This is a genomic window from Rhodanobacter sp. FW101-FHT13A11, assembly GCF_058790335.1.
This window is the reverse complement of the sequence record NZ_JBYTCN010000003.1, coordinates 319,728-341,600: the sequence shown is the minus strand read 5'-3', so window position 1 is coordinate 341,600 and position 21,873 is coordinate 319,728. Positions and strand designations below refer to the sequence as shown.

The 21,873-nt window shown below is 68.3% G+C and carries 19 protein-coding genes and 2 tRNA genes; 7 read left to right on the top strand and 14 right to left on the bottom strand.

Annotated elements, in window-relative coordinates:
* The first annotated feature begins 222 nt into the window (after nucleotides 1-222).
* Complete coding sequence (gene msrB / locus AC3WRN_RS05910) at nucleotides 223-672, top strand: peptide-methionine (R)-S-oxide reductase MsrB (RefSeq protein WP_068090288.1); 450 nt, start codon at nucleotides 223-225, stop codon at nucleotides 670-672.
* Nucleotides 669-1,178, top strand: coding sequence for a peptide-methionine (S)-S-oxide reductase MsrA (gene msrA, locus AC3WRN_RS05905; protein ID WP_492622260.1), 510 nt, complete (start codon nucleotides 669-671; stop codon nucleotides 1,176-1,178). The genes msrB and msrA overlap by 4 nt, the downstream gene beginning before the upstream one ends.
* 8 nt (nucleotides 1,179-1,186) lie before the next feature.
* Here the strand turns inward: msrA and zipA are convergent, their stop codons facing one another.
* From zipA to AC3WRN_RS05845, 12 genes are all read right to left on the bottom strand, one after another.
* A complete protein-coding gene (zipA, locus tag AC3WRN_RS05900) occupies nucleotides 1,187-2,155 on the bottom strand; it encodes a cell division protein ZipA (RefSeq protein ID WP_492622259.1) in 969 nt (322 codons plus the stop codon).
* Between the two features lie 10 nt (nucleotides 2,156-2,165).
* Nucleotides 2,166-5,675: a chromosome segregation protein SMC gene (gene smc, locus AC3WRN_RS05895; protein WP_492622258.1), complete on the bottom strand. Its 3,510-nt coding sequence runs from the start codon at nucleotides 5,673-5,675 to the stop codon at nucleotides 2,166-2,168.
* Nucleotides 5,676-5,818: 143 nt separating this feature from the next.
* Entirely contained in the window at nucleotides 5,819-6,073 is a 255-nt protein-coding gene (locus tag AC3WRN_RS05890) for a BolA family protein (protein ID WP_492622257.1), read from the bottom strand.
* The gene (locus AC3WRN_RS05885) at nucleotides 6,070-6,369 is read right to left on the bottom strand and encodes a YciI family protein (protein ID WP_492622256.1); all 300 of its coding nucleotides are present in this window, start codon (nucleotides 6,367-6,369) and stop codon (nucleotides 6,070-6,072) included. Before AC3WRN_RS05885 ends, AC3WRN_RS05890 begins: the two co-directional genes overlap by 4 nt.
* A gap of 3 nt (nucleotides 6,370-6,372) precedes the next feature.
* Nucleotides 6,373-7,908 (bottom strand): lysine--tRNA ligase, encoded by a 1,536-nt coding sequence (lysS, locus tag AC3WRN_RS05880; protein ID WP_492622255.1) that lies wholly within the window; start codon nucleotides 7,906-7,908, stop codon nucleotides 6,373-6,375.
* Between the two features lie 92 nt (nucleotides 7,909-8,000).
* Nucleotides 8,001-8,327: a hypothetical protein gene (locus AC3WRN_RS05875; RefSeq protein WP_492622254.1), complete on the bottom strand. Its 327-nt coding sequence runs from the start codon at nucleotides 8,325-8,327 to the stop codon at nucleotides 8,001-8,003.
* Between the two features lie 27 nt (nucleotides 8,328-8,354).
* Nucleotides 8,355-9,480, bottom strand: a protein-coding gene (prfB, locus tag AC3WRN_RS05870; protein WP_492622253.1) for a peptide chain release factor 2 whose coding sequence is annotated in 2 segments (ribosomal slippage) — nucleotides 8,355-9,404 and nucleotides 9,406-9,480 — 1,125 coding nt in all. Because the reading frame shifts where the segments join, the coding sequence is not laid out codon by codon here.
* Between the two features lie 96 nt (nucleotides 9,481-9,576).
* On the bottom strand, nucleotides 9,577-11,244 hold the full coding sequence (gene asnB / locus AC3WRN_RS05865) for an asparagine synthase B (RefSeq protein WP_492622252.1): 1,668 nt from the start codon (nucleotides 11,242-11,244) through the stop codon (nucleotides 9,577-9,579).
* A gap of 327 nt (nucleotides 11,245-11,571) precedes the next feature.
* Nucleotides 11,572-11,949, bottom strand: a complete 378-nt coding sequence (locus tag AC3WRN_RS05860; protein ID WP_492622251.1) for a SpoIIAA family protein — start codon at nucleotides 11,947-11,949, stop codon at nucleotides 11,572-11,574.
* A 75-nt stretch (nucleotides 11,950-12,024) separates the two neighbouring features.
* A complete protein-coding gene (recJ, locus tag AC3WRN_RS05855) occupies nucleotides 12,025-13,833 on the bottom strand; it encodes a single-stranded-DNA-specific exonuclease RecJ (protein ID WP_492622250.1) in 1,809 nt (602 codons plus the stop codon).
* Nucleotides 13,830-14,750: a phosphoglycerate mutase gene (locus AC3WRN_RS05850; RefSeq protein WP_492622249.1), complete on the bottom strand. Its 921-nt coding sequence runs from the start codon at nucleotides 14,748-14,750 to the stop codon at nucleotides 13,830-13,832. Before AC3WRN_RS05850 ends, recJ begins: the two co-directional genes overlap by 4 nt.
* A 3-nt stretch (nucleotides 14,751-14,753) precedes the next feature.
* Nucleotides 14,754-16,697: an ABC-F family ATP-binding cassette domain-containing protein gene (locus AC3WRN_RS05845; protein ID WP_492622248.1), complete on the bottom strand. Its 1,944-nt coding sequence runs from the start codon at nucleotides 16,695-16,697 to the stop codon at nucleotides 14,754-14,756.
* A gap of 204 nt (nucleotides 16,698-16,901) precedes the next feature.
* On the opposite strand from AC3WRN_RS05845, the gene AC3WRN_RS05840 reads away from it, so the two are divergent.
* The 5 genes from AC3WRN_RS05840 to AC3WRN_RS05820 all read left to right on the top strand — a co-directional run bounded on the left by AC3WRN_RS05840 (nucleotide 16,902) and on the right by AC3WRN_RS05820 (nucleotide 20,977).
* Nucleotides 16,902-17,270, top strand: a complete 369-nt coding sequence (locus AC3WRN_RS05840; protein WP_492622247.1) for a hypothetical protein — start codon at nucleotides 16,902-16,904, stop codon at nucleotides 17,268-17,270.
* A 194-nt stretch (nucleotides 17,271-17,464) separates the two neighbouring features.
* A complete protein-coding gene (locus tag AC3WRN_RS05835) occupies nucleotides 17,465-18,511 on the top strand; it encodes an agmatine deiminase family protein (protein ID WP_492622246.1) in 1,047 nt (348 codons plus the stop codon).
* A 60-nt stretch (nucleotides 18,512-18,571) separates the two neighbouring features.
* Entirely contained in the window at nucleotides 18,572-19,462 is an 891-nt protein-coding gene (locus tag AC3WRN_RS05830) for a carbon-nitrogen hydrolase (protein ID WP_492622245.1), read from the top strand.
* 120 nt (nucleotides 19,463-19,582) lie between these two features.
* On the top strand, nucleotides 19,583-20,815 hold the full coding sequence (locus AC3WRN_RS05825) for a TraB/GumN family protein (RefSeq protein WP_492622244.1): 1,233 nt from the start codon (nucleotides 19,583-19,585) through the stop codon (nucleotides 20,813-20,815).
* A 75-nt stretch (nucleotides 20,816-20,890) separates the two neighbouring features.
* Nucleotides 20,891-20,977: transfer RNA gene (locus AC3WRN_RS05820), tRNA-Leu, on the top strand.
* An 86-nt stretch (nucleotides 20,978-21,063) separates the two neighbouring features.
* On the opposite strand, the gene AC3WRN_RS05815 is transcribed toward AC3WRN_RS05820, so the two are convergent.
* Nucleotides 21,064-21,444: an HU family DNA-binding protein gene (locus AC3WRN_RS05815; RefSeq protein WP_068095318.1), complete on the bottom strand. Its 381-nt coding sequence runs from the start codon at nucleotides 21,442-21,444 to the stop codon at nucleotides 21,064-21,066.
* A 265-nt stretch (nucleotides 21,445-21,709) separates the two neighbouring features.
* Nucleotides 21,710-21,783, bottom strand: a tRNA-Cys gene (locus AC3WRN_RS05810).
* Between the last annotated feature and the right edge of the window lie 90 nt (nucleotides 21,784-21,873).

Sequence of the window (21,873 nt, the reverse complement as noted above, 5' to 3'; positions counted from 1 at the left end):
CATCTGCTTGGGCGTCATCGCGTACCATCCATCCTCAGGTCAGGCTTCGACCGCTGGGCAAAATCAGAGTTTCCCTAACTCGTTGCCTCGACGGTGGAATTTCGATCCTAGTTATCAAAATTACACGTATCTCGGCTCAATCCCTGGATGGGCCGGGACTTGATATGGGCGCGCTGATAGCCATGTTGGTCCGCATGGGAGACGAATTGGAGGAGGTTCGACATGTCCCGCTACACCAGGAACCCCGATGTGTTGTCGCGTTTGAGCCCCGAGCAGTACCGGGTGACCCAGCAGAACGGCACGGAATACCCCGGAACCGGCGAATACCTGCACAACGGGGAGCCGGGCATCTATGTCGACGTGGTGTCCGGCGAACCGCTGTTCGCCTCGACGGACAAGTTTGAATCCGGTTGCGGCTGGCCGAGCTTCACCAGGCCGATCGAGCCGGCGAATGTCAGCGAACGGCGCGACAGCACGCACGGCATGATCCGCACCGAAGTGCGTTCGGTCCACGGGGACAGCCACCTCGGCCACGTCTTTCCCGATGGTCCGACCGATCGCGGCGGGCTGCGCTACTGCATCAACTCGGCCTCGCTGCGTTTCGTGCACCGCGACGACATGGAGGCCGAGGGCTATGGCGATTACCTGGATCAGGTGGAGGGCACGAGATGACCGTCGAACGCGCGATCCTGGCCGGTGGCTGCTTCTGGGGCATGCAGGACCTGATTCGCTGCCAGGACGGCGTCGTTTCGACGCGGGTCGGCTACAGCGGCGGCGACGTGCCGAACGCCACCTACCGCCACCATGGCAGCCATGCCGAGGCGATCGAGATCCTGTTCGATCCCGCGCGGATCAGCTATCGCACGCTGCTGGAATTCTTCTTCCAGATCCACGATCCCTCCACGCCGAACCGGCAGGGCAACGACCGCGGCAGTTCCTACCGCTCGGCAATCTTCCATACGTCGGAAGCGCAGAAACGCGTCGCCGAGGACACCATCGCCGACGTGGATGCCTCGGGCCTGTGGCCCGGCAAGGTGGTGACGGAAGTGGCGCCGGCCGGCGATTTCTGGGAGGCCGAGCCGGAGCACCAGGATTATCTGGAGCGCTACCCCGGCGGCTACACCTGCCACTTCATCCGGCCGGGCTGGAAATTGCCGCGCCGCCGTGCGGCGGGCTGATCCGGGCGTCACCGCCCAAAGATGATTTCCTTGCCTTCGTGGTCGCGGTCCCAGCCGCGCAACTGGTCGCGGATATGGGCGATGCCCTGGCGGCCCAGCGCATTGCGCTCCTCGTCGAGCACCTGGCCGTCCAAAAGCTCGGCCAGGCGTTGCGCCGTGGGCAGCATGGCGTCCCAGGCGTCCAGCGCGGGCAGCGGCGCCGGCAGGGTCATGAAGAAGCTCACCCCTGGCGTTTGCAGTGCGTCGAGCCGCGCCAGGTCGAAGTTGCCGGGCTTGAGCATGTTGGCCACGCTGAAGATCGGCCCCAGCTCGCGCTTGCCGTCGACCAGGCGGTGGTAGATGCCCATGTCGCCGAATTCGAGCCCGGCCTTCTCGGCGGCGACGACCAGGTCGGCTCCGCTGAAGCGCCCTCCTTCGCGGGCCACCACGAACAGCGTGACGATGCGCTCCACCGGCAGCTGCGGCGGGCGCCGGCCGAGGTCGGAGCGCGGCGGCGAGGCGGCCGCCGGCGCAGCGGCCGGCGGTGCCGGCTCCGCGACGGGCGGAGCGTCCTTCGGCGGCACGGGCTCGCCGGAACTCGGTGCGCGCAGGGCATCGATGATCGAGGCGACGTGATCGGCCAGCTTGGGCGGCGTCCTGGTCCTGGCGGCCGGTACCGGCGGCCTGGCGTGTTCGCCGGAGAGCGTGGCGCCCAGGCGCTCGAGTTCCTCGCGCAAGCCGACGTCCAGTTCGCCCTGCTGCGGCTGGGTATCGCCGATGAACGGCCCGTCGGCGGCCGGTCCGCCGTCCGGCCCGCCCAGCGTGGGTTCGCGGCGCTCGCCGGTGGCGTGCGGCCCCGGCGCAACCCGACGCTTGCCCTGCTCCTTCTTCGGCTGGCCGAACAACCAGATCAGCGCCAGCACGATGACGCCGACGATCAGCAGCGGAATGCCGACGGCGGGGTTCCAGGCAAGGGCAGTCACGGGTTGCAGCGTCATCATGGGTTCCTCAGGCAGCTCCTGCCAGTTTAGCCGCTTCGGCCAGGTCCACCTGCACCAGCCGCGACACGCCCGGCTCGCGCATGGTCACGCCGCACAGCTGGCTGGCCGCTTCCATCGTGGCCTTGTTGTGGCTGATGAAGACGAACTGCACCTTTTCGCTCATCTCGCGCACCATGTTGGAGAAGCGGCCCACGTTGGCCTCGTCCAGCGGCGCGTCCACCTCGTCGAGCAGGCAGAACGGCGCCGGATTGAGGCTGAAGATGGCGAACACCAGCGACACCGCGGTAAGCGCCTTCTCGCCGCCGGACAGCAAGGTGATGTTGGACACGCGCTTGCCCGGCGGCCGCGCCATGATCGACACGCCGGTGTTGAGCAGGTCGTCGCCGGTCAGTTCCAGGTAGGCATGGCCGCCGCCGAACAGGCGCGGGAACAGCTCCTGCACGCCGGCGTTGACCTTGTCGAAGGTTTCCTTGAAGCGCTGGCGGGTCTCGCGGTCGATCTTCTTGATCGCGCCTTCCAGCGTTTCCATCGCATTGGTGAGGTCGGCCAGCTGGTTGTCCAGGTAGGTCTTGCGCTCGCTCTGCTCGGCATGTTCCTGGATCGCGGCGAGGTTCACCGGCTCGATCCTTGCGATCTTCTGGCCGATGTCGTTGAGCTGCGCGCGCCACTGGTTCGCGTCGATGTCCTCGGCCAGTTCGGCCAGCAGGGTTTCCAGCGCCAGGCCGGAGGCGGCGATCGCCTCGGCCAGCTGTTCGGCGCGCAACTGCAATGCCTGGGCGGCGAGGCGCTTCTCGGACAGGCCTTCGCGCAGGCTGGCCAGGCCCTGCTCCGCCAGATGCCGCTGCTGTTCGAGCTTGCGGAATTCGACGTCGCAGTCCTCCAGCGCGCGGCGCGCCTCGACCAGTTGCCTGTCGACCAGCAGCCGCTGGTCGAGATAGGTCTGCCGTTCCGCCTCGAGTTCGGCGATCGGGTCGGAGCCGGCGGCGAGCTGTTCGGTGATCTCGTTGCGGCGCGCCTCGATCTGGCGCAGCTGGGCGTCCATGCGGCCCAGCGCCTGTTCCATCGAGGCCAGCGAGGAACGCTTCGATTCCAGCGCCAGCGCCAGCGCGTGTGACTGCTCGGCAGCCTCGCGCGCATTCATGCGCGCTTCCTCGCGCGCTTCGAGCAGCGTGCGGCGTTCGTTCTCCAGCTCGCGGCGCTGGTCTTCCAGGTCGCCCATCAGGCCGACCGACTCGTCCAGCCGTGCGCGTGCCTCGCGGGTCTGGCCCTGCAGTTCGTCGAGCTGGCCCGCCAGGTCGTTCAGCTCGCCATTGACCTTTTCGGCGCGGGCGCGGGCGGTTTCCAGCTTGCCGCGGTGGCCCTGCAACTGGCCGGCCAGTTCCGACTGGCGGCGATGCGCGTTGTACAGCTCGCGCTGCGCGTCGTCGCGCGCACGCTCGGCCTCGAACTTGCTGGTACGCAGCGCGTCGAGCCGCTCGCTGGCTTCCTCCAGCTGCGCTTCCAGCGTGGCGACCTGCTCGACCAGCAGGCGCAGCTCGCGCTCGCGCGCCAGCACGCCGACCTGGCTGCCTTGCGCACGGCGCACGCGCGCCCAGCCCGGGCCCAGCCATTCGCCGCCGCGGGTGATCACCGACTGGTACGGCGCCAGCGCGGACAGCGTGGCCACGCGCTGGTGCGCCTCGTCCAGCGACTCGGCGGTGAGCACGTGGCCGAGGATCGCCAGCGCCGCGGCGGGACCGCGCACGTGGGCGGCCAGCGTGCCGGCGGTGTTGGCGCCGCCGCCGGCGGCGTCGAGCAGCGCCACGTCGGCGTTCTCGAGCGCGTCGAATTCGGCGGCGAGCGCGTGCGAACCGTCCACCAGCACGCTGTCGAGGAAGCCGCTCAACGCGGTTTCCACCGCGGTTTCCCAGCCGGCTTCGACCTGCAGCGATTCGCCGAGGCGACGCGAGCGATCCAGGCCCAGCCGGGCCAGCCAGCCGCTGGCGGCGCTTTCTTCCTGGCCTAGTGCGGCGTGCTGCAGCGCTTCCAGCGAGGCGTGCCGGCCGCGCGCCGCCTGCAACTGCTGGCGTGCCTCGTTCAGCGTCGACTGCACCTGGCGTTCTTCCTCCAGCACCTTCTCGTGGCCGGACTTGTGCTGGTCGAGCAGGCTGCCCAGGGTTTCCACGCGCTCGCGCTGGGTGTCGTGCTCGTCGATCAATTGCTGGCCGGCCGCGTCCAGTGCGGCCACGTCGGTGGCCTTCTGCTCGGCTTCCAGCGCCTCGCGCCGGCGTGACAGGTCGATCGCCTGGCGGTCGAGGTAGTTGAGCTTGGTACGTTCCACCTCGGCCGCGCGGTTGGATTCGCCGGCGTTGCGGGTGTGGCTGTCCCAGCGCTGCTGCCAGTCGGCCAGCTTCGCCTCGGTGCTGCGCTGGGCTTCGGCGGTGTCGTCCTGCAGCTGCTGCAGGGCTTCGAGTTTCGGCTCGCCTTCGGCCAGCGCCAGGCGCAGTGCCTCGACCTGCTCGCGGTCGGTGGCGATGTGCGCGGCCAGTTCGGCATGCTCCCGCTCGGCCTCGCCGTGGGCGCGCTGCAGGCGGTCGGCGGTTTCCCTGTTGTAGCGGACCTGCTGCTCGACCCGGGCGATCTCGGCGCCGACCTTGTACACCTCGGCCTGCACCGCGTTCAGGTGTTCGCTGGCGTCGGTGTGGCGCTCGCGCACGCTTTCCAGCTGCGCCTCGATCTGGCGCTGGCCGGCCAGCTGCTTCTCGATCTCGATCTCGGCGGCGGAGAGGACCTCGCCCTCGCCCGCGTGCTGGCTCTTCAGGCCGCGGTATTCCAGCGCGCGCAGCTCGGCCTCCTTGCGCGTCTGTTCTTCCTTCAGCGCCTTCCAGCGCTCGGCGGCACGGGCCTGGCGGTTGAGGTGTTCGAGCTGCTTGTCCACCTCGTCGCGCACGTCGCGCACGCGGTCGAGGTTCTCGCGGGTGGCCTTGATGCGGCTCTCGGTTTCCTTGCGGCGCTCCTTGTACTTGGAGATGCCTGCAGCCTCTTCCAGGTGCGTGCGCAGCTCTTCCGGGTGCGCCTCGATGATCTGGCTGATCATGCCCTGCTCGATGATCGAGTAGCTGCGCGGGCCCAGGCCGGTGCCGAGGAACAGGTCGGTGATGTCGCGCCGGCGGCAGCGCGCGCCATTGAGGAAGTAGGCGGACTGGCCGTCGCGGGTGACCTGGCGCTTCACCGAGATCTCGGCGTACTGCCCGTACTCGCCCTGGATGGAGCCGTCGGCGTTGTCGAAGATCAGTTCGACCGTGGCCTGCCCCACCGGCTTGCGCGTGTTGGAGCCGGAGAAGATCACGTCGGTGAGCGAATCGCCGCGCAGGCGGCTCGCCGCGCTCTCGCCCATCACCCAGCGGATCGCGTCGATGATGTTGGATTTGCCGCAACCGTTCGGGCCGACCACGCCGATCATGTTGCTCGGCAGGTGCAGGGTGGTCGGGTCCACGAAGGACTTGAAACCGGCGAGTTTGATCGTGGTCAGGCGCATGCGGTCATCAATGGGTCATCGGTCTTGCCCGCGCAGGTCGGGCGACAAGGCACTGTGCCAAACGCGGGACGGCGCCGCAATGCATTCCTGCATGCTGCGTCACTTGAGAAATATATTTCAATATATTGTTATATATGACTATTTTACTTTGCATCGATCGACAGGGCGTGGATGCCGTTGTCCATCAGCCCGTCGAGCGCGGCATAGATCATCCGGTGGCGCCTGATCGGCGATTGGCCGGCGAACGCGGCGCTGACGATGCGCACGTGAAAGTGGCCCTTGCCCTCCCCCGCGTGACCGGCGTGCTGGTGGCCTTCGTCCAGCACTTCCAGCTCGCTCGGCGCGAACGCGGCCTGCAGGCGCCCGCGGATCTGCTCGATGACGGGCAGCGCGCTCACGGCAGCACTTTGCGGAACGGCTTGACCGTGGTTTCACGGTAGACGCCGGCGGCGACGTAAGGATCGGCACCGGCCCAGGCCTGTGCCTCGGCCAGCGAGGCGAATTCGGCCACGATCAGGCTGCCGCTGAAACCGGCCGGACCCGGGTCCTCCGCGTCGATCGCCGGGAACGGGCCGGCCAGCAGCATGCGGCCTTCGTCCTGCAACTGCTGCAGGCGGGCCAGGTGCGCCGGTCGCACGGACTTGCGCGCCGCCAGCGAGTCGGAGTTGTCGGTGCCGATGATCGCGTACCACATGGTTCAGGCCTCCGGGCGCATGTAGGGAAACAGCAGCACGTCGCGGATCGAGGCCGAGCCGGTCAGCAGCATCACCAGCCGGTCGATGCCGATGCCGAGGCCGCCGGTGGGCGGCAGGCCCACCTCCAGCGCGCGGATGTAGTCGGCATCGAAGTGCATCGCCTCGTCGTCGCCGGCGTCCTTCGCGTCGACCTGAGCCTGGAAGCGCGCCGCCTGGTCCTCCGGGTCGTTCAGTTCGGAGAATCCGTTGGCCAACTCCTTGCCGTTGATGAACAACTCGAAGCGGTCGGTGATGCCCTTGTCGGTGTCGTTCTCGCGCGCCAGCGGCGAGACCTCGACCGGGTGCTGGGTGATGAAGGTGGGCTGGATCAGGGTGTGCTCCACCGTCTTTTCGAAGATCTCCAGCAGCAGCTTGCCCCAGCCGTAGCCGTCCTTGACCTGCACGCCCAGGCGTTTCGCGTGCGCGGCCATCGCCGCGCGATCGCGCAACTCCTCGCGCCGGATCTCCGGATTGTGCTCCAGCACCGCGTCTTCCATGGTCCAGCGACGGAAGGCCGGGCCCACGTCGATGCTGGCGCCCTCCCAAGTCAGCTGGGTGGTGCCGATCACCCGCTGCGCCGTCTCGCGGATCACGTTCTCGGTGAGGTCCATGATCTCGTTGTAGGTGGCGTAGGCCTGATACAGCTCAAGCATGGTGAACTCGGGGTTGTGCCGCGTCGACACACCCTCGTTGCGGAAGTTGCGGTTGATCTCGTACACGCGGTCGAAGCCGCCCACCACCAGGCGCTTCAGGTACAGCTCCGGTGCCACGCGCAGGTACAGGTCGATGTCCAGCGCGTTGTGATGGGTGATGAAGGGCCTGGCCGTGGCGCCGCCGGGGATCACGTGCATCATCGGCGTCTCCACTTCCATGAAGCGGCGCGGCTCGGCTTCCAGCCACTGGCGGATGAAGCCGATGACGCGCGAGCGTTTCTGGAAGGTGTCGCGGGCCTCCTGGGTGACGATCAGGTCGACGTAGCGCTGGCGGTAGCGCTGCTCCACATCGGCCAGGCCGTGGAACTTGTCCGGCAGCGGGCGCAGGCTCTTGGTCAGCAGGCGCAAGGTGGACACCTTCACCGACAGCTCGCCGGTCTTGGTGCGCATCAGTTGGCCTTCGGCGCCCACGATGTCGCCCGCGTCCCAGCCCTTGAATGCTTCGTAGGCCGCCTCGCCCACCGTGCCCTGGTGGATGAACAGCTGGATGCGGCCCGTCATGTCCTGGACCTGCACGAAGCTGACCTTGCCCTGCACGCGCCTGAGCACGATGCGCCCGGCCACCTTCACCCGGCGGGCCAGCGCTTCGATCGCCTCGGCCGGGTGCAGGTCCTTGTCGGTGAACTCGGCCTGCAGGTCGCCGGCGAAGCTGTCGACCTTGAAATCGTTGGGAAACGCGATGCCCTGCCCGCGCAGCGCCCTGAGTTTCTCGCGGCGCTCGGCGACAAGTCGATTGACGTCCGGCTTGTTCTCGTCGACGGGCTGGGTATCGGTGGTTTCGCTCATGGATGGTTCCGCGGCTGCCAGCGTGCGGCCGGCAGCGACTGTCTCGTGGATGTGTCGGTGGTGGATCGGGGAGGTGGTGTTCCCGCGGACGTTCAATCGTCCTTGTTGAACACCTTCTTGACCGCGTGCTTGGTCGCGTCCCAGCCCTCGCGCGCGCCGTGGCCGACGGCGATGCCGGCCTTCTTTGCGCCGTGCCCGATGCCGGTGCCGGCTTCCTTCGCGCCATGGCCGACCTTCTTGGCGACGTGCTTGGTCGCGTGGCCGACGTCGCGGGCGCCATCGGCGACGCCGTGGCCGACAGCCTTGGCGTCCTGCTTGATGCCCTGGCCGGCGCCGCCTTGCTGCGACTGCGCTGCCGTGCCGAACGCGGCCAGCGCGGTGCAGGCAAACAGGATGGTGCAGATCTTCTTGCCGTTCATGTTGGCCACCTCGTCAGTGATCGGAACTCACGCGTCGATACGCTTGGCACCCGCGTCCAGGCCGGATTTCAGACTGGCCTCGATGAACTCGTCGAGGTCGCCGTCCAGCACCTTCTGGGTGTCCGAGCGCTCGACACCGGTGCGCAGGTCCTTGATGCGGCTCTGGTCCAGTACGTAGTTGCGGATCTGGCTGCCCCAGCCGATGTCGGACTTGGTCGCTTCCAGCGCGTCCTTCTCGGCATTGCGCTTCTGCACTTCCAGCTCGTACAGCTTGGCGGCCAGCATCTTCATCGCGCGGTCGCGGTTCGCATGCTGGCTGCGCTCGGTCTGGCAGGCCACCACCGTGTTGGTGGGGATGTGCGTGATGCGCACCGCCGACTCGGTCTTGTTGACGTGCTGGCCGCCGGCGCCGGAGGAGCGGTACACGTCGGTCTTCAGGTCGGCCGGGTTGATCTCGATGTCGATGCCGTCGTCCACCTCGGGCGAGACGAACACGCTGGTGAAGCTGGTGTGGCGGCGGTTGTCCGAATCGAACGGGCTCTTGCGCACCAGCCGGTGCACCCCGATCTCGGTCTTCAGCCAGCCGTAGGCGTAGTCGCCTTCGACGCGGAACGTGGCGGACTTGATGCCCGCCACGTCGCCGCCGCTGACTTCCATCAGCTCGACCTTCCAGCCGCGCGACTCGGCCCAGCGCAGGTACATGCGCAGCAGCATCTCGGCCCAGTCCTGCGCCTCGGTGCCGCCGGCGCCGGCCTGGATGTCGACGAACGCGTTCATCGCATCCATCTTGCCGGAGAACATGCGCTGGAACTCCAGCTTGCCGACCTGGGCCTCGAGCTTGGCCAGGTCGGCGGTCACCGACTGCGCGGTCTCGTCGTCGCTGTCGGCGATTGCCATCTCCAGCAGGTCGCCGGCGTCATTCAGGCCGGCGGTCAGCGTGTCGATGCCATGAACGATGGTGTGCAGGCGGGCGCGTTCGCGGCCCAGTTCCTGCGCGCGCGCCGGGTCGTCCCACACGGTGGGGCTTTCCAGTTCGCGAGTTACTTCTTCCAGGCGCTCGCTTTTCGTGGCGTAGTCAAAGATACCCCCTAAGCGACTCGACGCGGCTCTTCAGGTCCGCGATCTGCGCATGGATGGGATTGGTCTCGATCATGTGGGGGCCGTGGTCGGTGGCGCCCGGGCGGGCGCTGGATGAACCGGGAATCATAGCAAAGCGCCACCGTGCATACACGGCACCGTGAGCCGCCATTCAGGCCAGTGCTTGCTGATGCACCCCCTTCACCGCCCGTCCGGACGGATCGGCCGCGTTGGCGAACGCGGGATCCCACGCCAGCGCGGCAGGCGAGGAGCAGGCGATCGACTTGCCGCCCGGCACGGTCGCGGCGCAGGCTTCGCCGGGAAAATGCTGCTCGAAGATGCGGCGGTAGAAGTACGCCTCCTTGGTCGCCGGCGTATTGAACGGGTAGCGCGCCGCCGCCGCGGCGAACTCGCGGTCGCTGACCGCCTGCTCCGCGTGCGCCTTCAGCCCATCGATCCAGCCGTAGCCGACGCCGTCGCTGAACTGCTCCTTCTGCCGCCACAGGATCGCATCCGGCAACGCGCCGTCGAACGCCTCGCGCAACACCGCCTTCTCGATCCGCCCCTGCCCCGCCATCTTGCGCGCGGCGTCCAGGCCCATCGCCACGTCGATGAACTCCAGGTCGAGGAACGGCACGCGCGCCTCCACGCCCCACGCCATCATCGCCTTGTTCGCGCGCAGGCAGTCGTAGCTGTGCAGCGCATCGAGCTTGCGCACGGTCTCCTCGTGGAACGCCTCGGCCGAGGGCGCCTTGTGGAAGTACAGGTAGCCGCCGAAGATCTCGTCCGAACCCTCGCCCGACAGCACCATCTTCACCCCCATCGCCTTGATCCGCCGCGCCAGCAGGTACATCGGCGTGGCGGCGCGGATGGTGGTGACGTCGTAGGTTTCGATGTGCCGGATCACTTCGGGCAGCGCGTCCAGGCCCTCCCAGAACGTGTAGACGAAGCCGTGGTGCACGGTGCCCAGCGCGTCGGCGGCAACCTGGGCGGCGGCCAGGTCGGGCGAGCCTTCCAGCCCGATCGCGAAGGAATGCAGGCGCGGCCACCAGGCCTCGCTGCGGTCGTCGTCCTCGACTCTTTCGCGCGCGAACTGCGCGGCGCAGGCGGCGACCAGCGAGGAATCCAGCCCGCCGGACAGCAGCACGCCGTACGGCACGTCGGTCATCAGCTGGCGATGCACGGCCTGCTCGAACGCCTTGCGCAAGGCCGGTGCCGCCACGTCATGGCCGCGCGTGGCGGCGTAGTCGCGCCATGGCTTGGCGTAGTAGCTGCGCAGTTCGCCACTGGCGCTGTCATAGACGTGACCGGGCGGGAACGCTGCCACGTCGGCGCACATGCCGACCAGCGCCTTCATCTCCGAGGCCACGCACAAGCGGCCCTGCGCATCGTGGCCCCAGTACAGCGGACACACGCCGATCGGGTCGCGCGCGATCAGGTAGCGCTGCGCTTCGCCGTCCCACAGCGCGAACGCGAAGATGCCGTTGAGCCTGCCCACGAAATCGCTGCCCTGCTCGCGATACAGCGCGTTGATCACCTCGCAGTCCGAGCCGGTGGTGAAGTCGTAGCGGCTGGCCGCGCGCAATTCGCGGTGGTTGTAGATCTCGCCGTTCACCGCCAGCGCCAGCGCACCGTCGCGCGAACGCAGCGGCTGCGCGCCGCTGGCCGGGTCGACGATGGCCAGGCGTTCGTGCACCAGGATCACCCCGGCGTCGACGAACACCCCGCTCCAGTCCGGCCCGCGATGGCGCTGGCGCTGCGACAGCTCCAGCGCCTGCCGGCGCAGCGCCGCCAGGTCGTCGCCCGGCTGCAGGTCGAACATTCCGAAGATCGAACACATGATGAAGGCCTCTGATGGGTACAGCTCTTGTTGAAAAGTCGACCGTGGATGGTCGGGTTTGCTTTTGCGCGAATGGATTCGCGCAAAAATCACACACGCCAAAACGACGAAGGCCCGCACTGGGCGGGCCTTCGTCGCGTATTCGATGGAAACTTGCAGCTACGCGCGGGCCCGCCAACGGTTGGCGTTATTGTTCGCGCGATTATTGTTGTTGCCGGCCAGCACGAAACAGCACGCGGGAAGCGCGGTGAGGTTCAGGCGGCTGGCGGCGACAGGATGCATGGGTTCAACTTGAACAGATTCCCCCGTGCTTGGCAAGTGGCCGTTTCATCGATCGTCAGCCGGAGCGACGATCCAGCGGGAGGCTTCCTCGATCTCCGCACCGTGGAACAGGCGGAACTGGGCCGGAATGGCGAAGCCGAAGGCGATCGCCGTGCCGCGCAACCAGGGCACGTCGGTGACCAGCGCGACGCGGTCCCAGCCGCTGAAGTGGCGCATGCCCAGCTTGGCGTCGTCCCACATCGCGCCGGGGTCGAAGCCGGTGAAGTCGTCGGCGGTGACGTAAAGCAGGCGCAGCTTGCGGTTGAGCGTGAACGCCGCCTCGACCTCCGGCACGACGGTGTTCTCGTAATCCGCCGCCGTGACTTGGGCGTGGGCGCGGAAGCCCAGCGTGCCGGGCGGCAATCCTTCGATCTGTGCGATCACGGGCGTTCTCCACGGGTGGGGATCGCCAGTGTGGACTCCCATGCGTGAAAACGCGGTAGGAGCCGCGATACGGGTTCAGGCCGGCTCGATGTACCGCAGCAGCAGGCGCGGGCTTTCGCGGCCCTGCCAGTCGTTGATGGTCAGCTCGTAGGCCGCGCGCAGCCGTGGTGGCGGTGGTTGGCCATGGTACGCGTTGAACATCACCGCATCGTGCAAGGCGCCGTCGCGCGGATCGCGCAGCTGCAGGCGCAGGTGATTCTCGCCCATCACGTTCCAGCCGGCGCACTCGAACAGGTTGTCGAACAGCGGCTCGGGGAAGGCCTGGCCCCATGGCCCGGCTGCGCGCAATTGCCGGGCCAGCGCCAGCGTGGCGGCGCCGGGCGGCAGTTCGCCGTCGGTGTACAGCACCGCCTGCAGGCGTTCGGGCTCGATCAGCTCGCGGGCGATCGCGTCGAAGGCAGCGGCGAAGCGCGGGTAGTCGCCGGTCTTCAGGCTCAGCCCCGCGGCCATCGCGTGGCCGCCGAAGCGTTCGATCAGGCCGGGCTGGCGCGCGTCGATCGCGGCCAGCGCGTCGCGGATGTGGAAGCCGGGGATCGAGCGTGCGGAGCCGCGCAGGTGGGTGGTGTCGGCGGAGCCGAACGCGATCACCGGGCGGTGCAGGCGTTCTTTCAGCTTGGCGGCGACCAGGCCGACCACGCCGGCATGCCACGATGGTTCGTACAACGCCACGCCGACCGCGTCGGTGTGGGCCAGGCCCGCCGCCAACACTTCCGCCTCGGCCACCATCGACGCCTGCAGGTCGCGCCGCTCGCGGTTGATCGCGTCGAGCTGTTCGGCATGGCGGCGCGCCTGCGCCACGTCGTCGGTGAGCAGGCATTCCACGCCCAGGCGCATGTCCTCCAGCCGTCCCGCCGCATTCAGCCGCGGCCCCACGGCAAAAGCCAGGTCGGTGGAACAGAGCGTGGCCAGGCTGCGCTTGCCGGCCTCGACCAGCGCAGCGATGCCGGCGCAGGCGCGGCCGCTGCGCATGCGTTGCAGGCCGGCCTCGACCAGCACACGGTTGTTGAAATCCAGCGGCACCAGGTCGGCCACCGTGCCCAGCGCGACCAGGTCGAGCAAGCCGGAAAGATCGGGAACTGCACTTTTGCGATCATCCTGATCGCCCGTGTCGACAAGTACACGCCCCTTCGTGTGTTCTCCGGCCTGGACGAACCAGCCGCTCTCCCGCATCCTCGCACGCAACGCCAGCAACAGGTAGAACATCACGCCCACGCCGGCCAGGTTTTTCATGCGTGCGTCCTGCACGCGAGAGTCAAGAGGCGGGCTTCCCTGCCCGCACTTCTCAAGACTCACATTGGGGTTCACGAGCGCGTCGCAGGCCGGCAGTTGCTCGCCGGGCAGGTGATGGTCGGTGACGATGACCCGGATGCCACGCGCCTTCGCCGCCGCCACGCCGGCGATGCTGGCCACGCCGTTGTCGACGGTGACGATCAGCTGCGGCGTGGGCTGCAGCGATGCGACAAAGGCCGGGCTGAGGCCGTAGCCGTGCGCGAAGCGGTTCGGGATGGCGTAGCTGACCCGCCTTGCGCCGAGCAGGCGCAGCCCGCGCACCGCCACGGCGGTGCCGGTGGCGCCGTCGCAGTCGTAGTCGCCGGCGATCAGGATGGCCCAGTCGTCGCGGATCGCCTCGGCCAGCAGATCGACCGCCGGCGCCATGCCGCCCAGCAACTGCGGCGACAGCATCCGTGCCAGCCGGTGTTCGGCGTGGCCGGGTTCCAGCACGCCGCGTGCGGCGTAAATCTGCTGCAGCACCGGGTGCACCGAATCCGGCCATCCACGCGGCGCGCCCTTGCTTTCGCGCCGGCACAGCTGCAGCACGCTCAACGCCCTGCCCCGCGCCAGAGGCGCCAGCGGTGCCGGGGCTTGTGCCGCCAGCGTTCGCCGCCGGCGAAATGCAGCACGACGGCACGGCGTTCGAGCAGCGGCTGCAGCGCCGGCCACCAGCGCGAGGCCAGTTCGCCCGCCGGCAGGTCCTGCAGGTCGATCAGCCCGCCAGCCGCGGCAGCGGCGATCGCGTCGGGCGTGCGCGCCTGCCACGCAAGGCCGGCACGGGCGGCCAGCGCGCGCAACAGCAAGTCGTCGCTGACCACGTCGGCCAACTCGCTGGCCGACGGCGGCGGCAGACGTCCGCCGCCCCACAGCCACAGACTGTTGACCGGCAACTGTCCGTGCGCCTGCCGCCGGGCATTCAGCGGATGCTGGTGCAGCAGCACCTGGATGTCGTTGAGCAGCACCCGCCAGCGGCGCCCCTCCGGGCCTTGCGGCAGGTGTTGCGCCAGATCCTCGCCCAGCGCCTGCTCGGGTGCGGCGAAACCGGGCAACGGCGCATCGGCCGGCAGGCGCAGGTGCCAGTGATCCGGCGTGGAAAGCTCCAGTTGCACGCCGGCCTCGCCGAACACCGGCCGCAGCGGCTCGGCCAATGCCTGCGCTTCGTCCATGTCCAGGTTCATCCGGCCGCAGGCGAGCAGGCGCACGCCGTTCATGTCTGGCTGCACCCAGGCCGGGTCGGCCGACAACCATGTGTCGTCACCCGCATCGCCGGCGAGGAATTCGCGGGTGATCGCCGCCGCGGGCACGCCCGTGTCGACGCCCGGGAAATGCTCGCCCAGGCCGCCCAGGTAGCCGACGCCGCCGTCCGGCAGTCGATCGGCCCGTGGCAACCATTCACGCAACGGATGGCCCGGCTCGACGTGCGCGAGTGCGGGCAGCCACAGTTGCAGCGATCGCTCCGGCTTGGACATGTCTCAGGCTTCCAGTTGTTCGACCAGTACCAGCCACTCGGTTTCCAGCGATTCCTTCTCGTGGCGCAGCTCGGTCTGGCGCTGGCCCAGCCGCATCATCTCGCTGGTCGGACCGTTGTAGGTGGCCGGGTCGGCCAGTTGCGCTTCCAGCGTCGCCAGTTCGGTGTCGATGGTGGCGGTGCGGGTCTCGATCTTCTTCACCCGTTGGCGCGCGGCCTTCTCGTCCTCGCGCTGGGCGGCGGCTTGGCGGCGAGCCGCACTTGTGCGCGGGTCCTGCGCGCGGGAATCAAAAGGCGGGCTTCCCTGCCCGCACTCTTCAATTTTTTTTGCGCTCTTCTTCGCTGCGCTGGTGCGCGTCTTCAGCCAGCGTGCGTAGTCGTCCAGGTCACCGTCGAACGTCGCCACCTCACCGTCGGCAACGCGCCAGAAGCTGTCGCAGACCATGCCGAGCAGGTGGCGGTCGTGCGAGACCAGCACCAGCGCGCCGTCGAAGTCGGCCAGCGCGTCGGCCAGCGCCTCGCGCATGTCCAGGTCGAGGTGGTTGGTTGGTTCGTCGAGCAGCAGCAGGTTCGGCTTGTCCCACGCGATCAGCGCCAGCGCCAAACGCGCGCGCTCGCCGCCGGAGAAGCCATCGACCGATTCGAACGCGCGGTCGCCGGCGAAATTCCAGGTGCCGAGGAAATCGCGCATGACCTGGGTGGCCACGCCCGGTGCCTTGTCCAGCAGGTGATCGAGTGGACTGGCGCCTTCGCGCAGGCTTTCCACCGTGTGCTGGGCGAAGTAGCCGACCTTCAGGTCCTTGTGCACCTTGCGCTCGCCGCCGAACGGCTGCAGCTCGCCGACCAGGGTCTTCACCAGGGTGGACTTGCCCGCGCCGTTCGGGCCGAGCAGGCCGATCCGCTCGCCCGCCTCGATGCTGAAACGCACGTCGGCCAGCACGATGTTCGCCACCTCGTTGCCGTGCGTGGAAGGATCGGCCAGGTAACCGGCGGTGATGTCCTCCAATTGCAGCATCGAATCGGGCAAGCGGCCGGGCGCGGGGAACTGGAAGCTGAAGGGCCGTTCGGCGCGCACCGCCTCGGTGCCGGCCAGCTTCTCCAGCCGCTTCATCCGCGACTGTGCCTGCTTGGCCTTGCTCGCCTTGGCCTTGAAGCGGTCGACGAAGGACTGCAGGTGCGCCCGCTCGGCCTGCTCGCGCTCGTGCGAGATCTGCTGCTGGCGCAGCTGCTCGGCGCGCAGGCGCTCGAACGCGCTGTAGTTGCCGGTGTACAGCTTGGCCTTGCCGTCGTTGAGATGCAGCGTGTGGGTGATCACGCCGTCGAGGAACTCGCGGTCGTGCGAGATGATCAGCAAGGTGCCCTGGTAGCGGCGCAGCCATTCCTCCAGCCACAGCACGGCATCGAGGTCGAGGTGGTTGGTCGGCTCGTCGAGCAGCAGCAGGTCGGACGGGCACATCAGCGCGCGCGCCAGGTTCAGCCGCCCGCGCCAGCCGCCGGAAAATTCCTGTACCGCGCGCTCGTGCGTTTCCGGCGGAAAGCCCAGTCCGTGCAGCAGGCGGCCGGCGCGGGCGCGGCCGTCGTAGCCGTTCAGTTCCTCGATGCGGTGGTGCGCCTTCGCCATCGCCTCCATATCGCCGCGCTCGCCGGCCTCGGCCTCGTCGCGGATCGCTGCGGCCAGTTCCTCGTCGCCGCCCAGCACGTAGTCGATCGCCGCGTCCGGCAGCGCCGGGGTTTCCTGCGCCACCGAGGCCAGCCGCAGCTTGCCCGACATTTCCAGCTCGCCGGCATCGCCCTCCAGCGTGCCCTGCAGCGCGGCGAACAGGCTGGACTTGCCGCAGCCGTTGCGGCCGATCACGCCCAGCCGCCAGCCACCCTGGATCACCAGGTCGATGTCGGAAAGCAGCAACCGGCTGCCGCGGCGCAAGGCGAAATGTCGGAAGGAAATCATGGAAAGCCTGGATCGGAAGCGGGCGGGTCGTCGCCCGCAGCCGCCCATGATAGCGGCGATGAGGCTATTCTCGGCGGGACAGCCGTCCGCCTCGTGCCCGGCCCGAATGCCGAACCCATCGCAATCGACGCCAGCCGGCATGGCGCCATACCGGCGGTTCTGCTACAACGACGCCGCATACAGCCTTGTATGGAGAGGGGAGCCATGGTCAAGTTCACTAGCCGTTTGCCGTTGATCGTCGCGCTGGCTGCCGCTGCCGGCCTGACCACGCCGCAACCGGCCGATGCAACGCAGTCGCGGACGCAGCACGGCGACAGCCTGCTGGTCCATCGCGTGCAGCAGGAAAAGGACATGAACCTGCCCAAACGCGGGCTGAGCATGGCCCAGGTCGAGAAGACCTGGGGTGCGCCGCAGCGCAAGCTGTCGCCGCGCGGCGGCGACAGCAAGAAGCACCCGCAGATCAACCGCTGGGAATACTCGAACTTCATCGTGTATTTCGAGCACAACCACGTGATCCACTCGGTGCTCAACACGCCGGCCGGCAACAACACCCATCCGGCGGACGCCAACTGAGCCTGCTCCCCGACTGACGCGGCCCGCGGCGACGCGGGCCGCGTTTTCATGGCGCACATCCATGTGCGCCACCCTGACGGGCGCCCTGCGGGCGTGCAAAACGGCAGTCCTGCCGTTTTGTCGTCGCGCTATCGCTTAAAATGTGTGACCCGGTGCCAACTCACGCGCCGCACTAAACACATGAGAATTCCCGTATGACCGACCACTCCTTGCGCCTGCCGGCGGAATGGGAACCGCAGGCCGCGGTGCTGATCGCCTGGCCGCACGCCGGCACGGACTGGGCCGGGCGGCTGGCATCGGTGGAAACCACCTACGTGGCGCTGGCCGCTGCGGCGACGCGTTTCCAGCCGCTGATCGTCGTGGTTGCGGACGCCGCGCTGCGCGCGCATGTGCAATCGCAACTGCGTGGCGCGGGCGTGGATCTCTCGAAAATCCGCTTTGTCGAGCTGCCCTACGACGACACCTGGCTGCGCGACTCCGGCCCGGTCACGCTGAAGGGCACCGCCGCCGATTCCCGGCAATATTTCCAGCTCACCGATTTCCGCTTCACTGGCTGGGGCGGCAAGTTCGGCGCCGAGCAGGACGACGCCCTGGTCGCCGGCCTGGTCGACGCCGGCGTGTTCGGCCAGGCCGCGCACAAGCGCATCAACTGGGCGCTGGAAGGCGGCGGCATCGAGAGCGACGGCGAAGGCAGCGTGCTCACCACCTGGCGCTGCCTGGTACAGCGGCATCCGGAACAGTCGCGCGAGGAGATGAGCGCGATCCTGCGCGACAGCCTGCACGCCGATCGTGTGCTGTGGCTGGACTACGGCTACCTCGAAGGCGACGACACCGACGCACACATCGACACCCTCGCCCGCTTCGCGCCCGGCGATCGCATCGTGTTCCAGGCCTGCGACGACGCCGGCGACCCGCACCACGACGAACTGCAGCGCATGGCCGCCGAGCTGGCCGCGTTGCGCACCGTCGATGGCCGCCCGTACCAGCTGTATCCGCTGCCGTGGGCCAAACCCATCATCGACGAAGGCCGCCGCCTGGCCGCGTCCTACGCGAACTACCTCATCGTCAATGGCGCCGTGCTGGTGCCGGCCTACGGCGACCCGGCCGACGCCGAGGCCGCGCGCATCATCGGCACGGCCCATCCGGGCCGCGAAATCGTGCAGGTGCCGTGCCGCCCGCTGATCTGGCAGAACGGCAGCCTGCACTGCATCACCATGCAGCTGCCGGCCGGGTTGGCCTGAGCCGCATCGGCTAAACTGTACGGTCCGTTACGCCTGGCGACACGCCGAGGATTCACGCCGATGACCCGCAAGACCCTCAAGGTGGCGCTGCTGCAGGAAACCGACCGCGGCAGCCGCGACGCCAACCTGGACGCCGTCGAAGCCGGTCTGCGCGAGGCCGCCGCGGCCGGCGCCGAACTGGTGCTGCTGCAGGAGCTGCACAATGGCCCGTACTTCTGCCAGCACGAGTCGGTGGAGATCTTCGACCAGGCCGAGAGCATTCCTGGCCCGGGTACCGCGCGCATCGGCAAGCTGGCCGAGGAGCTGAAGCTGGTGGTGGTCGCCTCGCTGTTCGAGCGCCGCGCCGCCGGGCTGTACCACAACACCGCGGTGGTGTTCGACCGCTCGGCGGCGATCGCCGGCACCTACCGCAAGATGCACATCCCGGACGATCCGGCGTTCTACGAGAAGTTCTACTTCACCCCGGGCGACCTCGGCTTCGAGCCGATCGACACCTCGGTCGGCCGGCTCGGCGTGCTGGTGTGCTGGGACCAGTGGTATCCGGAAGCCGCGCGCCTGATGGCGCTGGCCGGCGCCGAACTGCTGCTCTACCCCACCGCGATAGGCTGGGACCCGAACGACGAGCAGGCCGAAAAGGATCGCCAGCGCGACGCGTGGATCACCGTGCAGCGCGGCCACGCGGTGGCCAACGGCCTGCCGCTGCTGTCGTGCAACCGCACCGGCTTCGAAGCCGACCCCTCGGGCGTCGGCGCCGGCATCCAATTCTGGGGCACCAGCTTCGTGGCCGGTCCGCAGGGCGAGTTCCTGGCCCAGGCCGGCACCGGCGCGCGCGAACTGCTGCTGGCCGAGGTCGACCTGGCGCGCAGCGAGCACGTGCGGCGGATCTGGCCGTTCCTGCGCGACCGCCGCATCGACGCCTACGCCGACCTGCTCAGGCGCTTCCGGGATTAATGCGATCATCCCTGATCGCGAAGATCACACGGGCGGCCATCCCTGGCCGCACTCTTCACTTGCTTCGCGCGGAGCGCGTCCCCATGCTTGGACTTTCCCCGTGACCGGCACGCCCCGCGCATGAGTGTTCCCGAACCCGTCCTGCCCCTGCCCCCCGCCCTGCAGGGCCAGCCGATCGAGCGCGTGCAGCGCGACGGCGTGGAATACGTGGTGCTGGGCACGGCGCACGTCTCGCGCAGCAGCATGGAAGCGGTCGAGGCGCTGCTGGCCCACGAGCACTTCGACGCGGTGGCGGTGGAGCTGTGCGACAGCCGCGCGCAGAGCATGCGCGACCCGGAAGCATTCAGGCAGATGGACCTGTTCAAGGTGATCCGCCAGGGCAAGGCCGGCATGGTCGCTGCCAGCCTGGTGCTGTCGACCTTCCAGAAACGCCTGGCCGACCAGTCCGGCATCCAGCCCGGCGCCGAGATGAAGGCGGCGATGGACGGCGCCGAACGGCGCGGGCTGCCGTTGTGGCTGATCGACCGCGAGGTCGGCACCACGCTCAAGCGCGCCTGGCGCAGCGTGGGTTTCTGGCAGCGCTTCGGCCTGCTCGGCGGCCTGCTGGCCAGCGTGTTCGACCGCGAGGACATCGAACAGGGCGAGATCGAGAAACTGAAACAGGGCGACCTGCTGGAGAGCGCATTCAGCGAATTCGCCAGCGGCTCGAAACCGCTCTACGACAGCCTGATCGGCGAGCGCGACGCGTTCATGGCCGCGCGCCTGCGCGAGGAAGCCGGCCGCCCGGCCACCGCGGAAAACCGCCGCGTGCTGGTGGTGATCGGCGCCGGTCACCTCAAGGGCATGTGCGCACTGCTGCGCGAACAGCAGGACGAACCGGCCGGTACGGTCGCCAGGCTGGCCGTCTCGCCGCCGAAGGCGCGCTGGCCGAAGTGGTTGGCCGCCGGGCTGGTACTGCTGGTATTCGCCGCGATCGCCTGGGCGTTCCACCGCAATGCGTCGCTGGGCGCGCAGGCACTGCTGGCCTGGGTGCTGTTCACCGGCGGTTTCGCCGCGCTCGGCGCCCTGGCTGCCGGCGGCCATCCGCTCAGTATCGTCGCCGCCTTCATCGCCGCACCGATCAAGCCGTTCCGTCCCGGCATCCCCGCCGGCGGCATCAGCGCGATGGCCGAAGCCTGGGCGCGTCGTCCGCGGGTGGTCGACTTCGATACCCTGCGCGACGATATCGTGCACTGGAGCGGCTGGTGGAAGAACCGCGTGGCGCGTACCCTGCTCAACTTCTTCCTGGTCAGCGTGGGCACGATCATCGGCGAGTACAGCGCCGGCATCCACATCTTCAAGAGCCTGTTCTGACCTGCGCCCCAGGCTGAGCGGCGGCGAAGCGCATGCTACGATGCGCGCCGCCTGTAGGTTCGCTGCAGGCCTCCAGCCCGGATGGCGAAACTGGTAGACGCAAGGGACTTAAAATCCCTCACCCTCACGGGTATCCCGGTTCGATCCCGGGTCCGGGCACCAGACATCTCCCGCAGCGCATGGCCAAAAAAAGGTGCGGCGGTCGAGCCGCCGCACCGGGAAAACAGACGCTGGGTAAACCGGCAGGATCAGGCCGCCGCGTCCTTCAGCTTCTTCAGCGGGCGGATCTTGATCTTGGTCGACGCCGGCTTGGCCGCGAACCACTGTTCTTCCTTGGTGAACGGGTTGATGCCCTTGCGCTTCGGCTTGGCCGGCACGCTGACCGCGGTGATCTTCAGCAGACCGGGCAGCTGGAACGAGCCGGCGCCCTTCTTGTGCACCGAGCCGGCAACCGCGCCTTCCAGCGCCGCGAGCACCGCGCGCACGTCCTTGGCTACCACACCGCTGGCCTCGGTGATGTGCGCCACCAGGCTGGACTTGTTCAGGACTTCCTTGATCGGCTTCGGTGCGGCGGGCGCGGCCTTGGGGGCCGACTTGCTCTTTGCAGCTGCTTTCTGCGTCTTTGCCATGGGTTTCCCCTCGTGGATAAGTGGTGATTGGTTCGTGTGCCTTGCGGCAGGTTGAATGTAGGGGAATTCGGCGATGCCGCCAACGGGTTTGAGTGGCAAAACCCGCAAAAAACCGGGCTGAAGTGCGATTTGTCGCCTGGGTGCCCGGTACGCACGGGTCAGGACACGGCTATTCACCCAGGCTCCGGGCGGGCGGCGATTCCCCGGCCACAAAAAAACCCGCCGGCGGCGGGTCTCGAGGGCTGGCTGGCAGCCGGTTGCGCAATGGAGGCCAAGGTCGGAATCGAACCGGCGTACGCGGATTTGCAGTCCGCTGCATGACCACTCTGCCACCTGGCCATTGCTTGGTGCATCGCGACCATGATGATCGCAGGTTGCCTCTAAAAAACAAAACCCCGGTGGGCCGAGGTTCTGCTTGAAAACTGGAGC